This window comes from Mucilaginibacter straminoryzae (assembly GCF_022953055.1).
Lineage (GTDB): Bacteria > Bacteroidota > Bacteroidia > Sphingobacteriales > Sphingobacteriaceae > Mucilaginibacter > Mucilaginibacter straminoryzae.
In genome coordinates this window covers 193,278-207,367 of record NZ_JALJEJ010000002.1, presented here as the reverse complement: position 1 = coordinate 207,367, position 14,090 = coordinate 193,278, and the positions used below count along the sequence as shown (strand labels likewise).

Genomic DNA, 14,090 nt, shown 5'->3' with positions numbered 1-14,090 from the left:
TTGTGATGAAGAAAATAGCTGCTGTCCTGTTAGGATCATTACTATGCCTGAAGCTTTCCGCGCAGGTACCCGGCCATAAAAGTTATATCTCGGAACAAGCCGGAGCCGGATATTTTCCTTTAAGCGCGAAGGGTTTTTCAGCACCCATTTACCTGGAAGATGCCGACTTTAAAGGCGTAAAATACGCCGTGCAAAGCCTGGTGAACGATGTTAAACAGGTAACAGGTACTGCACCCGTTGTGAAAAATAACCTTTCGCAGTCGGGTAATATCGTGCTGGTGGGCACAATTGGGAAGAACAGCAAAATAGATGAGCTGATCAGCCGGAAGAAGATCAACGTGGCCGACATAAAGGGCAAGTGGGAGACTTACCTGATCCAGGTGGTGAAGAACCCGTTCCCGGGCGTGAACAACGCGTTGGTAATCGCAGGTAGCGATAAGCGCGGGACGATTTTCGGTGTTTATGATTTATCTGCACAGATAGGGGTATCGCCATGGTATTGGTGGGCAGATGTTCCTGCAAAGCATAAAAAGGCAGTCTATGTAATGCCCGGCCGCTATACCGACGGTGAACCTGCTGTTAAGTACCGCGGAATTTTTATTAACGACGAAGCGCCGGCTTTTTCGGGTTGGGCTAAGGAGAAATTCGGCGGTGTTAATCACCTGGTTTATGAAAAGGTTTTCGAACTGATCCTTCGCCTGAAGGGCAACTACTTATGGCCTGCCATGTGGGGCAATGCTTTTAATGATGACGATAAACAAAACCCCGTACTTGCAGATGAATATGGCGTAGTGATGGGCACATCGCACCATGAACCGATGGACCGTTCGCAGCAGGAGTGGAAGCGCTACGGATCGGGACAATGGAATTACGAAGCAAATAAACAGGTGCTTCAGGACTTCTGGCGAAAAGGGATCGAGAATATGGGCAGTAAGGAAACTATCGTCACCATGGGAATGCGCGGCGATGGCGATATGCCGATGACCGAGGGCAGCAATATTTCTTTGTTAGAGAATATTGTTAAAGACCAGCGGCAGATCATCAGCGAGGTAACGCACAAAGATCCTTCTGCAACACCGCAGATGTGGGCGCTCTACAAAGAAGTGCAGGAATATTACGACAAAGGCATGCGCGTGCCGGATGATGTAACGCTGTTACTTTGCGATGATAACTGGGGCAATATCCGCAAGCTGCCTTCGCTGACGGAGAAGAAAAGAAGCGGTGGTTATGGCATTTATTATCATTTTGATTACGTAGGCGGCCCAAGAAACTATAAATGGCTAAATACCAACCCTATCGCCAAGGTTTGGGAGCAGATGCACCTGGCTTACGAGTACAATGCCCGGCAGATCTGGATTGTGAATGTGGGCGATTTGAAGCCAATGGAATATCCCATCAGCTTTTTTATGGATTATGCCTGGAATCCAGATAAGTGGTCTGCCGAGCAAATGAAGGGCTATGGCAGGGAATGGGCTGTAGAACAATTCGGTGCTCAGTATGCCGCTGAAATTGCAGATATATTGACGTTGTATACCAAGTATAACGGTCGCAGAAAGCCAGAGCTGCTTAATCAGAATACCTACAGCCTCACCAACTATAACGAATTTGCAACCGTGGTAGGGGATTATAAAGCGTTGCTGAAAAAAGCAGAACGACTGAGCAGTTTGCTACCTCCACAGTATAAGGATGCTTATTACGAGTTGGTGTTGCACCCGGTGCAGGCGTGTGCCAATCTGAACGAGTTGTATTTTGAAGCAGCAAAGAATAAGTTCTATGCAGATAAAGGTTATGCTGATGAGGCAAATGCTGCTGCCGCAAAGGTTAAAGAACTGTTCGATCAGGATAAGAAGATATCTGCCTATTACAACAACGAGCTGGCAGGTGGAAAATGGCACCATATGATGGACCAAACCCACATTGGCTATACCTACTGGCAAGAGCCTCGGGCGGATAAAATACCTGCGCTTACTGAAATACCAGACAGCGCCAAAGCTAAAAATCAGCCTGCCACACCAGCACCTAAATTTGAACTTGCCGAAAGCGAAGCCCTGGTACGGCCTGCTGGTAGCGTGTTTGCAGAAAAGGATGGCGCTATTGCCATGGAAGCCGAGTTCTTTAGCAAAGCAGTTTCAGGAAAAGGGATCAGCTGGCAGGTAATTCCGCAATATGGGCGAACGTTATCGGGCGTTACCCCATGGCCGGTAACCGCAGCACGGGTGAAGCCAGGGGCGGGGACACCTTACCTGGAGTATACTATTGCCGTGAAAGATACCGGTATGGTAGACATTGCAGCCTATGTATCGCCAACGCTCGATTTTCGGAATAAAGATGGCCTGTTCTATGCCATTTCTGTAGATGGCGAAGAACCGCAGCAAATGAACATTGCCACTAAGGTTGATGGCAGGGATTGGTCGATGGCGGTAAGTGAGAGCATCAGAAAGTTAACAACGAAACACCATATCAAAGCAGCAGGTACACACACCATTAAATACTGGATGGTAGACCCGGCCGTGGTACTACAACGATTGGTGGTTAACCTGGGTGGATTGAAACCAAGCTACTTAGGCCCGCCGCAGAACTGATAGGTTTATTGTTGGTTCTTTTCTGTTGAAGAACGGGCAATAAGCTTTGGTTTGATGCTGATTACTTTCGGGATAGTTTCCACCTGCAGGTTTTCACTTTCCTGGAAGAAAAGATTGGCAATGGTTTTTCCCATGTAAACGCTGAACTGGTCTATGGTGGTGATAGAGGGGCTGGTAATTTCGCTGAAGTTTTCGTTAGAGTAGCCACAAATGCCCAGCTCCTGCGGAACTTTAAAATTCATGGAATTGGCAACTTCAAGTACACCCAAGGCAGAAAAGTCTGAAGTGGAAGCGAAGATGGCATCCGGCGGGTTAGAGAGGCTTAACAGTTGCCTTGTGGCTGTAGCGCCTAATTCTTTTGTCCAGGCGTTCTGTGCAATCAGTTCATCAATTACCGGCATCTGGTGTTTTGCAAGTGCTTGCAGATACCCGTTTTTACGCTGACGGAAAATGTTGAGGGTTTGCGGCCCTTCCAGCAGGGCGATGCGGCGGTAGCCTTGCGAAATCATATGGCTTACGGCTTCGAATGAAGCTTGCTCATTATCGTTAATCACCTTCAGCGTTTCCAGTTCTTCGGCCACACGGTCAAACTGGATCAGCTGTATCTGGTGGTCTATCACATTTTGCAGGTGCTTGTAATCTTCGGTATCTACAGAAATAGAGATCACAATGCAATCAACGTGCTGATTAATCAGCGTGTTTACACTTTGTACTTCCTTTTCGTAAGATTCGCCAGATTGGCAGATGATAATGTTATAGCCTTTTTTGTAGGTGATCTCTTCAATTCCGGCAATTACGTTAGCAAAGAAATTTTGGTTAATACGCGGTACCACCACGCCAATAGTTTTGCTTTGCCCGCGGCGCAGGTTAGAAGCAAGCGTATTTCGCTTGTAATTCATTTCCTCTGCCGTTTTCAGGATCAGTTTCTTGGTGGTTTCGTTCACATAACTGCTGTTATTTAACGCTCTTGAAACAGATGATGGGGTAACGTTTAGCTTTTTGGCGATGTCGTAAATGGTGACTCTTTTCTTGGCTTTCATAATTGATAACAGCAAATGTGATAAAAATAAATTTCAACAATCGATTGCATATTCAAAAATTAATCTAAATTCGTTGCTGTTAAACCAAATATAAAGCTTTAAAGCATTTTATGTTATTATTGGGAATAGATATCGGCACTTCTTCAGTCAAAGTTTCTGTGGTTGATGCCGAAACTCAGAAATCGATTTCGGCTGCACAATACCCCGATGTGGAGTCGCCTATCAAATCCCTGCATCCGGGTTGGGCAGAGCAGCCGCCCGAGATGTGGTGGGAGCAGGCGCAGAAAGCCATTGCGCTGTGTCATCAGAAAGGTAATTACCATCCGGCAGATATCGCCGCGATAGGTATAGGCTACCAGATGCACGGCCTGGTGCTGGTCGATAAAGATCAGCAGGTATTACGCGATAGCATCATCTGGTGCGATAGCCGCGCTGTAGAGATCGGTAACAAAGCTTTTGACGCTATCGGTCACGAAAAATCATTGTCTCATCTGCTTAATTCACCGGGAAACTTTACCGCATCTAAGCTGGCCTGGGTAAAAGCCAATGAGCCTGCGGTATATGAAAAAATAGACAAGATCATGCTGCCGGGCGATTTTATCGCTATGAAATTAACCGGCGAGATCACTACATCTGTTTCTGCGTTGTCAGAAGGGGTGTTTTATGATTTTGTAAACAATACCCTTTCTAAAGATGTGCTGGATTATTTCGGTTTCAGCAAGGATTTATTCCCCGAAATAAAGCCGGTATTTGCCGAACATGGAAAAGTTTCAGCCGTTGTTGCAGAAAAACTGCAGTTAAAACCGGGCATCCCTGTCACATTCAAGGCAGGCGACCAACCCAATAATGCACTTTCGCTGAATGTGTTGCAGCCGGGAGAAGTAGCTGCTACGGCAGGCACCTCGGGTGTGATCTATGGCGTAAGCGATGAACTGACTTATGACCCGCAATCACGCGTGAATTCTTTTGCCCATGTAAACTACACCGAAGAACAGAAAAGAATCGGTGTGTTGCTATGTATCAATGGCACCGGCAGCCTGAACCGTTGGGCTAAAAACCTATTCGGCGCTTCGCATAGCTATGTAGAGATGAACGATATGGCCAAAAGCGTGAAGCCGGGTGCGGATGGTTTAAGGGTACTTCCTTTTGGAAACGGCGCCGAACGCATGCTGAACAACAAGCTGGTTGGCGTGCATTTTCAGCATATCGACCTGAACCTGCATACACATGCGCATATTTTCCGTGCTGTGCAAGAGGGGATTGCCTGTGCATTCCGTTACGGATTAGACATTATGCGCGAAAATGGCATGTCGCCATCCATCATCAGGGCCGGGAAGGCTAACCTGTTCCTCAGTGATGTATTCGCACAAAGTTTTGTAGATGTAACCGGTGTCCCGGTAGAACTTTATAATAACGACGGCAGTGTGGGCGCAGCTTTAGGCGCGGGCATAGGTGCCGCTGTGTTCAAAACCCCTTCAGAAGCATTCCGCCATGCCAAACCCGTGCAGTTGATAGAACCGCAGGGCGATATGGAAGATATTTACCAGGAATGGAAATACCTGCTGCAAAGACAGCTCGAAATAGAATAATACAACTTTCATAACATCATTAATCATCAGAAAATAATTATTGTCATGTCAAATATCATTACAGGAGAAAAAGAATTTTTTAAAGGGATAGGTGCCATCGCTTACGAAGGCCCGCAAAGCGATAACCCGCTTGCCTACCGCTGGTATGATGCCGAAAAGGTAGTTGCCGGCAAAACCATGAAAGAACACCTGCGTTTCGCGGTTTCTTACTGGCACTCATTCTGCGGTAATGGCGCTGATCCGTTTGGCGGCCCAACCCACCTTTTCCCATGGGATGCTAAAGCTGATGCAGTAGAGCGCGCTAAAGATAAAATGGACGCCGCTTTTGAGTTTTTCACTAAACTTGGCCTGCCTTATTATTGCTTCCACGACGTAGACGTGGTTGACTATTCTGACGACGTGAATGAAAACGACAGACGCCTGCAGGCCCTGGTAGACTATGCGAAGCAAAAACAAGCGGCAAGCGGCGTAAAACTGCTTTGGGGAACAGCTAATCTTTTCTCTCACCGCCGTTACATGAACGGTGCTTCTACCAATCCTGATTTTCATGTGCTTGCACATGGCGCTGCGCAGGTTAAAGCGGCGCTTGATGCAACTATTGCACTGAATGGCGAGAACTATGTGTTCTGGGGTGGTCGTGAAGGTTACATGTCATTGCTGAACACCAACATGAAACGCGAGCAGGAACATCTGGCTAAGTTTTTACATACTGCTAAAGATTATGCACGCAAACAAGGTTTCAAAGGAACGTTCTTCATCGAACCAAAACCATGCGAGCCTACCAAACACCAGTATGATTATGATGCGGCAACCGTATTAGGCTTCCTGCAGAAATACGATCTGCTGAATGATTTTAAACTGAACCTGGAGGTGAACCACGCTACTTTGGCAGGCCATACTTTCCAACACGAACTTCAGGTTGCAGCAGACGCCGGTTTATTAGGATCGATTGATGCGAACCGTGGTGATGCGCAAAACGGCTGGGATACAGACCAGTTCCCGAACAACCTGGAAGAAGTGGCAGAATACATGCTGATCATTCTTGAAGCCGGTGGTTTCCAGGGCGGTGGTATCAACTTCGATGCAAAGATCCGCAGAAACTCAACCGACCCGGCAGATTTGTTCTACGCACACATTGGTGGTGTGGATATGTTTGCCCGCGCACTGCTTATTGCTGATAACATCCTGCAAAAATCTGATTATAAAAAGATCCGTGCAGATAGATACGCATCTTTTGATAGCGGTAAAGGTAAAGAGTTTGAAGAGGGTAAACTTACGCTGGAAGACCTGCGCGCTTACGCGATTGAAAACGGCGAGCCTGCAACCATCAGCGGTAAACAAGAATACCTTGAAAATCTGATCAATCGTTATATCTAATCTAATCCTTATCATAGTTTTTAAGCCTGCCAAATAAAAAATGAAAAGTCTGTCCACAAGTGATTACGTTGTATTTTTCATCTATTTTATCATCGTTGCTACCTATGGTATATGGGTGTACCGTCGTAAAAGACATGCAGATGCAACCTCAAAAGATTACTTTTTAGCAGAAGGTTCGCTTACCTGGTGGGCCATCGGTGCCTCGCTCATCGCATCTAACATTTCAGCAGAACAGTTCGTTGCGATGGCAGGTAACGGTTTTACCATGGGCCTTGCCGTATCTGCTTACGAGTGGATGGCTGCCCTTACCCTGGTAATTGTGGCGGTGTTTTTTATCCCGGTATACCTGAAGAATAAGATATTCACCATGCCGCAGTTCCTGCACCAGCGCTACAATAGTACCGTGGCGATGGTGATGGCCGTTTTCTGGCTGCTGTTATACATTGTGGTAAACTTAACCTCTATTTTGTACCTGGGTGCAATAGCGGTTAACGGTATTTCGGGGATCAACTTCACGGTGTGTTTAGTAGCATTGGCGTTTTTCGCGGTTATTATTACCCTAGGTGGTATGAAGGTAATCGGGTTCACGGATGTGATCCAGGTATTCTTCCTGATCCTGGGTGGTTTGGTAACTACCTATATCGCCGTGAGCCTGGTTGCTGACCATAATGGCGGAAAAGGCGTATTTGATGGGATTAAGTTAATGGCTTCGAAAGCGAACGACCACTTCCACATGATCCTGAAGAAAGAAAACCCGAGCTTTATTGATTTGCCGGGGCTATCAGTACTATTAGGCGGTATGTGGATCGTGAACCTGAACTATTGGGGCTGTAACCAGTACATTACCCAGCGTGCTTTGGGAGCTAACCTAAAAACTGCCCGTGGGGGAATCCTGTTCGCAGCATTTTTAAAGCTGATGATGCCTTTGATTGTAGTGTTGCCGGGTATTGCTGCCTATGTGCTTTACAAGGACCATGTTTTTGATAACCAGGCCATGAACAGCCTGCACGAGAATGCGGACAAATCATACCCGGTATTGTTGAACCTATTACCTGCCGGGTTCAAAGGTTTATCCTTTGCGGCGCTGACTGCTGCGGTAGTGGCTTCCCTTGCAGGTAAAGCTAACAGTATTGCGACCATTTTTACCTTGGATATCTTCAAGAAACTGAAGCCAGAGACACCAGATTACAAACTGGTAACCGTTGGTAAAATTACCGTGGTAGCAGCAATGATCATTGGTGTGGTGATCTCGCCATTCCTTGGTATCGATAAAAAAGGTGGTTTCACCTTCATCCAGGAGTATACCGGTTTCTTCTCGCCGGGTATCTTCGCCATGTTCATCCTTGGTTTTTTCTGGAAGAAAACCACCTCAAATGCAGCTTTATTCGCTACGATCGGTGGCTTTGCGTTCTCGGTGTTCTTTAAATTTTTACCAAAATTTGTTAACCTGGCGTTTTTATATCCATTCGGCTTTGCAAAACAAGTTGTTCAGGAAGATGGTGTCACTAAACTGTACGAGATACCCTTCCTTGACCGTATGGGCTTTGTGTTCATCATCTGTGTGATCGGTATGTGGATCATCAGCATGATTGATAATGCACGCGGTATCACACCAGAGGGCTTTGAAGTGGATCGCAGCATGTTTAAAACCTCGCGCTCATTCGCTATCGGTGCGTTGATCATTTGCGGCATCCTGGTTGCGCTTTATGCCAGCCTTTGGTAAACCGGATATTTCTTTAAGCAAAAGGCAGCCCCGGAAAAGGCTGCCTTTTGCTTTATAAGCGTGTTTTGTGATTCGGATATATCTTCGTTAAAAACCGTTCAGACCATGATTTGTGTCTGGTGGTTATTCAGTTTCTGGCGGGTATACCATTTTACTGCCGTGTAAACATCAAACCCTTTTCTGACAGAGAAATCTATTGTTTCAAAGGCAATTGTCTGGCCGTTGTTCTTCACGTAAAGCTGCAATTCTTTAGGATCGGGTTTGAACGACACTTTCTCTAAAGGGCATACTTTTATCCTGATTCCGGTTACGGTTGATAAAATAACATCTACAGAAGTGTTATAATCATCGTGTAATACTTCATACGGTTCTCTTTCCATAGCTATAGTTTTAATGGTTTACGCAATTCGGGGTGGAATTCAACTTCTTGGAAAACCGGGTCGGACAGGTTCAATTGATCTCGTTCGGAGCGGAAAAAACAAGTTGGAAAACGATCTGAAAAATGCCCCGTTTGGTTTGCGTTATTCATTATACCACTAAAAAGCGCAATTGTTTAAAAAAATGAATGGACGATAAGGGTAATTTTTTGATAGGTATACGATCAGTTATAAAAGTGACGGGCGTCACTAACTATGCCGCTTGATAGTTAGACCTTTATGTTGTAAAACAAAGCGCCATGAAGAAGATATCAGCAACATTGAACCCATTCATAAAACCACTGTTCTTGCTGTTCATATTATTATCTTCATTAACCTGTAGGGCAGGCGCAGTAACGGCAGATACCGCTGTAGTTTCAGCCATTAAACAAAGTGTGAACAGTGCTGCGGATAACGGCGCTAATTTCCCGGCTTCTGTAAAACGTTTCTACGAACGCGGTCTTCTTCAGCCTGCCTGGATAAACACGGCGAATCAAAAGCTGACGACTGATGCCATGCTGCTGCTGGATTGTGTTTTGCAATACGGCCTTTCCCATGCCGATTTCCATCCGCAGGAGCTTACTTATGATCAATTGAAAGCAATCGTAGAGCAGCCGCAAACGGTTGATGTAAAAACCAAAGCCCGCTTTGACGTGCTCCTGACCGATGCGATGATCACCATGATCAATTACCTGCACTACGGAAAACTGAACCCTTATTATGACGGCGCGAAGGTAGACCAGGGTGCTGGCGATATAGACGCGGCAACTGTTCTGCAAAAGGCTTTGAAAAATGGCCGTTTGGATGATATTTTAAACGTGCAGCCGAAAGTACAAGCTTATGCAGACATGCAAGCCTATATGCGCTTGTGGAAGGGGCAGTTTACCGGCGATTGTTATGAAGAACCTACCGGCGATGTTGAAAAGGTAGCCTTAAACATGGAACGCCTGCGTTGGGCGTTGTTTAATAGTGAAAGCTATCTGTGGGTAAATATCCCCTCATTTACGCTATTCTACCGCAACGGCAATGCAGTCGAGCAGTTTAGGGTAATTGTGGGGAAGCCTTCAACACCCACCCCGACGCTTAACAGCAGTATAACCTATTTTACCACTGCACCAGAGTGGAAAGTGCCTGCTAAAATATTTGCCCGCGAGTTGCTTCCCAAGGCATTAAAAGATGCCGATTACCTGGAGAACAACCACTATGCTATCTATAACCGTAAAGGGAACTTCATAGAACCTTCTAAAGAAAATCTGGCCACAATCACTGCAAATCCTGCCGGGTATTACGCAAGGCAATCTGCCGGGTGCGATAATTCACTAGGCCTCATCGTGTTCAGGTTTAATAACCCTTATGATATTTACCTGCACGATACCCCGCAACAGGCACTGTTTGCAAAAGACGAAAGGGCTTTCAGCCATGGCTGCATCCGGGTAAAGAATGCCCGTAAACTGGCAACGCTTTTATTGGTGAATGATAAAGCGGCGGCAAAAGTTGCCGCTATGGAAACTGCGCTGGATACTTATGATACCAAAGATTTTAGGCTGAAAACCGCTCTTCCGATAAAGATCACTTACGTCACCTGTACCATCAAAGAGGGGCAGGTACAAAACTTACCCGACGTTTACAATCGCGATAAAGCATTAGCGCTGGCTTTGTTCATGAAAGATAAAACCCGTAACCAGCCGCTGGCAGAACATTAATTCAACTCATATTTAGCAACAGACGTTATGAAAAGAATTTTAGTACCCACCGATTTTTCGGAAGCTGCAGAAAATGCTGCCCGCTACGCATTGAACCTGGCGATCAGCTTAAAAGCCGATATCGAACTGGTAAATGCCATGAAAGTGCCCGCCGAGACACCTATGGCCGCACAAGTAGCCTGGCCACTGGAGGATTATAACGATGTACGCAACCAGGTATACTTTGAATTGAAAGCCCTTGCCGCGAAACTGAAAGCAGACGAGATAGACCTTACACTGAACCACCCTGCGGCTTATCGCCCGGTGATAAAAGAGTCGTCAGAGGTGGGTAACGTTAGCGATGTAGTGCGCAATATGGTTTCTGCCCATACCGCGCAAATGGTAGTGATGGGCATGTCCGGGGCGGGCAGCCTCAGCCGTTTCTTTATCGGCAGCAATTCCAGGGAGATGATTGATAAAGCCGGGTTCCCGGTATTACTGATCCCGCCGCATTGCGGCTACAAACGCATCGAAAAAATCGCTTTTGCTACTGCGTTGAGTCAGGACGATGTTGACGTTGTGCATCAGCTTTGCTTATTTGCGACGCCTTTAAACGCCGAGATATTATTAGTGCATGTTACCGAAGAACAGGCGGATAACGGCAACAATCAAAAGAAAATCGACGGGTTCCTGAACGAAATTACCTGCAAGATCAATTATCCGAAAATCTATTACCGCCACATTAAAGGACCGGATGTGAATGCCGGGCTCGACTGGCTAACAGAAAATGGCCGTGTGGACATGCTTGCGATGGTTCACCGGAAGGCGGGTATCTTAAAAGACATCTTCGAAGGCAGCCATACGCAGCGTATGGCGCGGCACATCAGCCTGCCGCTTATGGTTTTTCCCGGCGCGGAAAAGCATTCAGCATTGCCCATATTTTAGTTTTAGTTGTAATATAGTTGTCAGAAAGTCCGCGATTCGCTCCGGGCTTTTTTTGTTTCGCCGAATGTGATTCTTGTCACATTTTCCTAAAATTCAAATCATTTTATAGCAGGTAGCCAAACCGCACTTTTGAAACAGTTAAAAACCTGTTAATGGCTACTAAAATACTCACCCCGGCTGTTTGCTATCATTGTGGGAACGATTGTGTAGAAGAGCACTACGTGCTCGAGGATAAAAATTTCTGTTGCGTTGGCTGCCGGGGCGTGTACCAGGTGCTATCGCAAAGCGGTTTATGCAATTATTATAATTACAATGATCATCCGGGCGCTAATCGTGCCCGGCTGGATAAGCGCTTCGAGTACCTGGACGAACCTTCTATTATTGCAGACCTGGTTGATTACACCGACGAGAATGTTACCACCGTTACCCTGTACATTCCCTACATCCACTGCAGTTCCTGTATCTGGTTGCTGGAGCAACTGAACCGTATCGAACCGGCTATTTTCTACAGCCGCGTAGATTTCCTGAAAAAACAGGTGAACGTGCGCTTTAAAAACCGCGAGATCAGCCTGCGGCAGCTGGTAGAACTGATGTATGATATCGGTTATGAACCGCTGATCAGTTTACAGGATGTGGTAAAGAAACAAACGCTCGGGAAGAAAGATAACCTGGTGAAAAAGATCGCGGTTGCAGGTTTCTGTTTCGGAAACGTAATGTTGCTGAGCTTTCCCGAATACCTGGGCCTGTCAGAATATGAGCAAACCTTTAAGCATTTCTTTGGCTGGCTAAATATCCTGTTTTCTCTACCCGCAGCATTCTACTGCGGCTGGGGATACTTCACATCGGCTTATCACAACCTGAAGAACAAGGTTTTGAATATAGATTTTCCGCTGGCGCTGGGTATAGCCGTGATGTTTATCCGTACGGTAGCAGAAATTTTAACGCATACCGGTCCGGGTTTTGCCGATACGCTTTGCGGCCTGGTTTTCTTTTTGCTGGTGGGTAAATTCGTACAGCAGAAAACCTATTACCACATCTCTTTCGAACGTGATTACCGTTCGTTCTTCCCGGTTTCTGTACAGGTAATTGAAGAGAATAGCGAAAAGCCTGTCCCGCTTGCAGATCTTAAAGTGGGTAACCGCATCCTGATCCGCCATAACGAAATTATCCCTGCTGATGCCATCTTGTTAAAAGGCGATGCGCAGATTGATTTCAGCTTTGTAACCGGCGAATCGCTTCCGGTGAGTAAAACTTTGGGCGAAGTAGTTTATGCCGGCGGGCGGCAAATGGGCGAAGCGCTGGAACTGGAGGTGGTAAAACCGGTTTCGCAAAGTTACCTTACCCAGTTGTGGAACAATGAAGCCTTTACCCGCAAACAGGATAACCGCATGCAAACCTTTAGCGAAAAGGTAAGCAAGTACTTCACCATTGTATTGCTCACCATCGCGTTTGGCTCTTTGCTGTTCTGGTCTTTTACAGATTTTCAGCGCGGGCTTTCTGCCTTTACAGCCGTGCTGATTGTGGCTTGCCCCTGTGCGCTGGCGTTAAGTACGCCGTTTACCATGTCTGCCGCGCTCAGCATATTCGATAAAAACCTGTTCTATCTTAAAAATACCGCCGTTGTAGAACAGCTGGCCGCGATAGACACCATCGTGCTGGATAAAACCGGGACAATAACAGTTGGCGGGAACAGCAACCTGACCGACTATACCAAGCTGGATGATGCCGAAAGGCAGCTCGTTTATAGCGTGTGCAGCAATTCGGGCCACCCGTTAAGCCGGCAGATCGGCGATTACCTGGGTAAACAGCAAAAGCTGCCAGTGGCAGCGTACCAGGAAATTGCGGGAAAGGGGATAACTGCCCAAGCCGGAGAACACCATGTACTGATGGGCAGCTGCGGATTTGTACTGGGAGAGAAAAATCCTTTCAATCTTTCTACAGAAGTACACCTGATGATTGATGAGGTCTACAAAGGATATTTCAGCTTTAAGCACCTTTACCGCGAAGGGCTGGAGGAGGTAACCGGTTTGAAAGACCAGTACCAGATCTTATTATTATCCGGCGATAACGACCACGAGCGTACAGAACTGGCGCCTTATTTTGAAGATAAAGGCGCGATGCACTTTAATAAATCGCCGCAGGAAAAGCTGGATTTTATACAGTCCCTGCAACAAACAGGCCGACAGGTAATGATGATGGGCGATGGTTTGAATGATTCAGGCGCATTGAAACAAAGCGACCTGGGCGTAGCCATTACAGATAATGTGAACAATTTTTCGCCGGGTAGCGATGCCATCCTCGATGGGCATTCCCTTAGCAAACTACCCCGCTTTTTAAAGTTTGCCAAAAATACGGTTACGATTATTCACTGCTCGTTCCTTATCTCATTAAGTTATAACCTGGTTGGTTTAAGCTTTGCCGTTACCGGCAAATTGTCCGCACTGACGGCCGCCATCCTGATGCCGTTAAGCACCGCCACCATTATTTCATTCACCAGCATTGCTACCCACGTGGCAGCTAAAAAAAGAAAGTTACTATGAGTATCATTTATTTCCTTATCGGGTGCAGCATAGTGCTTGCCCTGGTATTTCTGTTAGCCTTTTTCTGGGCACAGCGGCACGGCCAGCATGATGATCTGTATACCCCCTCTGTGCGCATCCTGCTGGATGAAGACAGCCCGGAAGAGGAGAAAAAGTGATTCATATCAGGATTTTGGCCAACTGTCATCATTCTGTC

General features: G+C 46.5%; 10 protein-coding genes. 8 read left to right on the top strand and 2 right to left on the bottom strand.

What is annotated here, in order from left to right:
* Positions 1–5 precede the first annotated feature (5 nt).
* On the top strand, positions 6–2,582 hold the full coding sequence (locus tag MUY27_RS04595) for a glycosyl hydrolase 115 family protein (RefSeq protein ID WP_245128811.1): 2,577 nt from the start codon (positions 6–8) through the stop codon (positions 2,580–2,582).
* 5 nt (positions 2,583–2,587) lie between these two features.
* On the opposite strand, the gene MUY27_RS04590 is transcribed toward MUY27_RS04595, so the two are convergent.
* Positions 2,588–3,622: a LacI family DNA-binding transcriptional regulator gene (locus MUY27_RS04590; protein WP_245128810.1), complete on the bottom strand. Its 1,035-nt coding sequence runs from the start codon at positions 3,620–3,622 to the stop codon at positions 2,588–2,590.
* 110 nt (positions 3,623–3,732) lie between these two features.
* Between MUY27_RS04590 and MUY27_RS04585 the strand changes: the two genes are divergently transcribed.
* Genes MUY27_RS04585 through MUY27_RS04575 form a run of 3 tightly spaced genes read left to right on the top strand, consistent with a single transcriptional unit; the run spans position 3,733 to position 8,311 of the window.
* Positions 3,733–5,211, top strand: a complete 1,479-nt coding sequence (locus MUY27_RS04585) for a xylulokinase (protein ID WP_245128809.1) — start codon at positions 3,733–3,735, stop codon at positions 5,209–5,211.
* Positions 5,212–5,256: 45 nt separating this feature from the next.
* Positions 5,257–6,588, top strand: coding sequence for a xylose isomerase (gene xylA / locus MUY27_RS04580; RefSeq protein WP_245128808.1), 1,332 nt, complete (start codon positions 5,257–5,259; stop codon positions 6,586–6,588).
* A 40-nt stretch (positions 6,589–6,628) separates the two neighbouring features.
* Positions 6,629–8,311, top strand: coding sequence for a sodium/sugar symporter (locus tag MUY27_RS04575; protein WP_245128807.1), 1,683 nt, complete (start codon positions 6,629–6,631; stop codon positions 8,309–8,311).
* A gap of 98 nt (positions 8,312–8,409) precedes the next feature.
* Here the strand turns inward: MUY27_RS04575 and MUY27_RS04570 are convergent, their stop codons facing one another.
* Positions 8,410–8,691: a hypothetical protein gene (locus MUY27_RS04570; protein WP_245128806.1), complete on the bottom strand. Its 282-nt coding sequence runs from the start codon at positions 8,689–8,691 to the stop codon at positions 8,410–8,412.
* A 296-nt stretch (positions 8,692–8,987) separates the two neighbouring features.
* On the opposite strand from MUY27_RS04570, the gene MUY27_RS04565 reads away from it, so the two are divergent.
* The 4 genes from MUY27_RS04565 (at position 8,988) to ccoS (ending at position 14,052) form a co-directional block, all read left to right on the top strand.
* Positions 8,988–10,430 carry a L,D-transpeptidase family protein gene (locus tag MUY27_RS04565; RefSeq protein WP_245128805.1) on the top strand — a complete coding sequence of 481 codons (1,443 nt, stop codon included), beginning with the start codon at positions 8,988–8,990 and terminating at the stop codon, positions 10,428–10,430.
* A 27-nt stretch (positions 10,431–10,457) separates the two neighbouring features.
* On the top strand, positions 10,458–11,354 hold the full coding sequence (locus MUY27_RS04560) for a universal stress protein (protein ID WP_245128804.1): 897 nt from the start codon (positions 10,458–10,460) through the stop codon (positions 11,352–11,354).
* A gap of 152 nt (positions 11,355–11,506) precedes the next feature.
* Positions 11,507–13,894 carry a heavy metal translocating P-type ATPase gene (locus tag MUY27_RS04555; RefSeq protein ID WP_245128803.1) on the top strand — a complete coding sequence of 796 codons (2,388 nt, stop codon included), beginning with the start codon at positions 11,507–11,509 and terminating at the stop codon, positions 13,892–13,894.
* Positions 13,891–14,052, top strand: coding sequence for a cbb3-type cytochrome oxidase assembly protein CcoS (gene ccoS / locus MUY27_RS04550; protein WP_245128802.1), 162 nt, complete (start codon positions 13,891–13,893; stop codon positions 14,050–14,052). Before MUY27_RS04555 ends, ccoS begins: the two co-directional genes overlap by 4 nt.
* Positions 14,053–14,090: the final 38 nt, after the last annotated feature.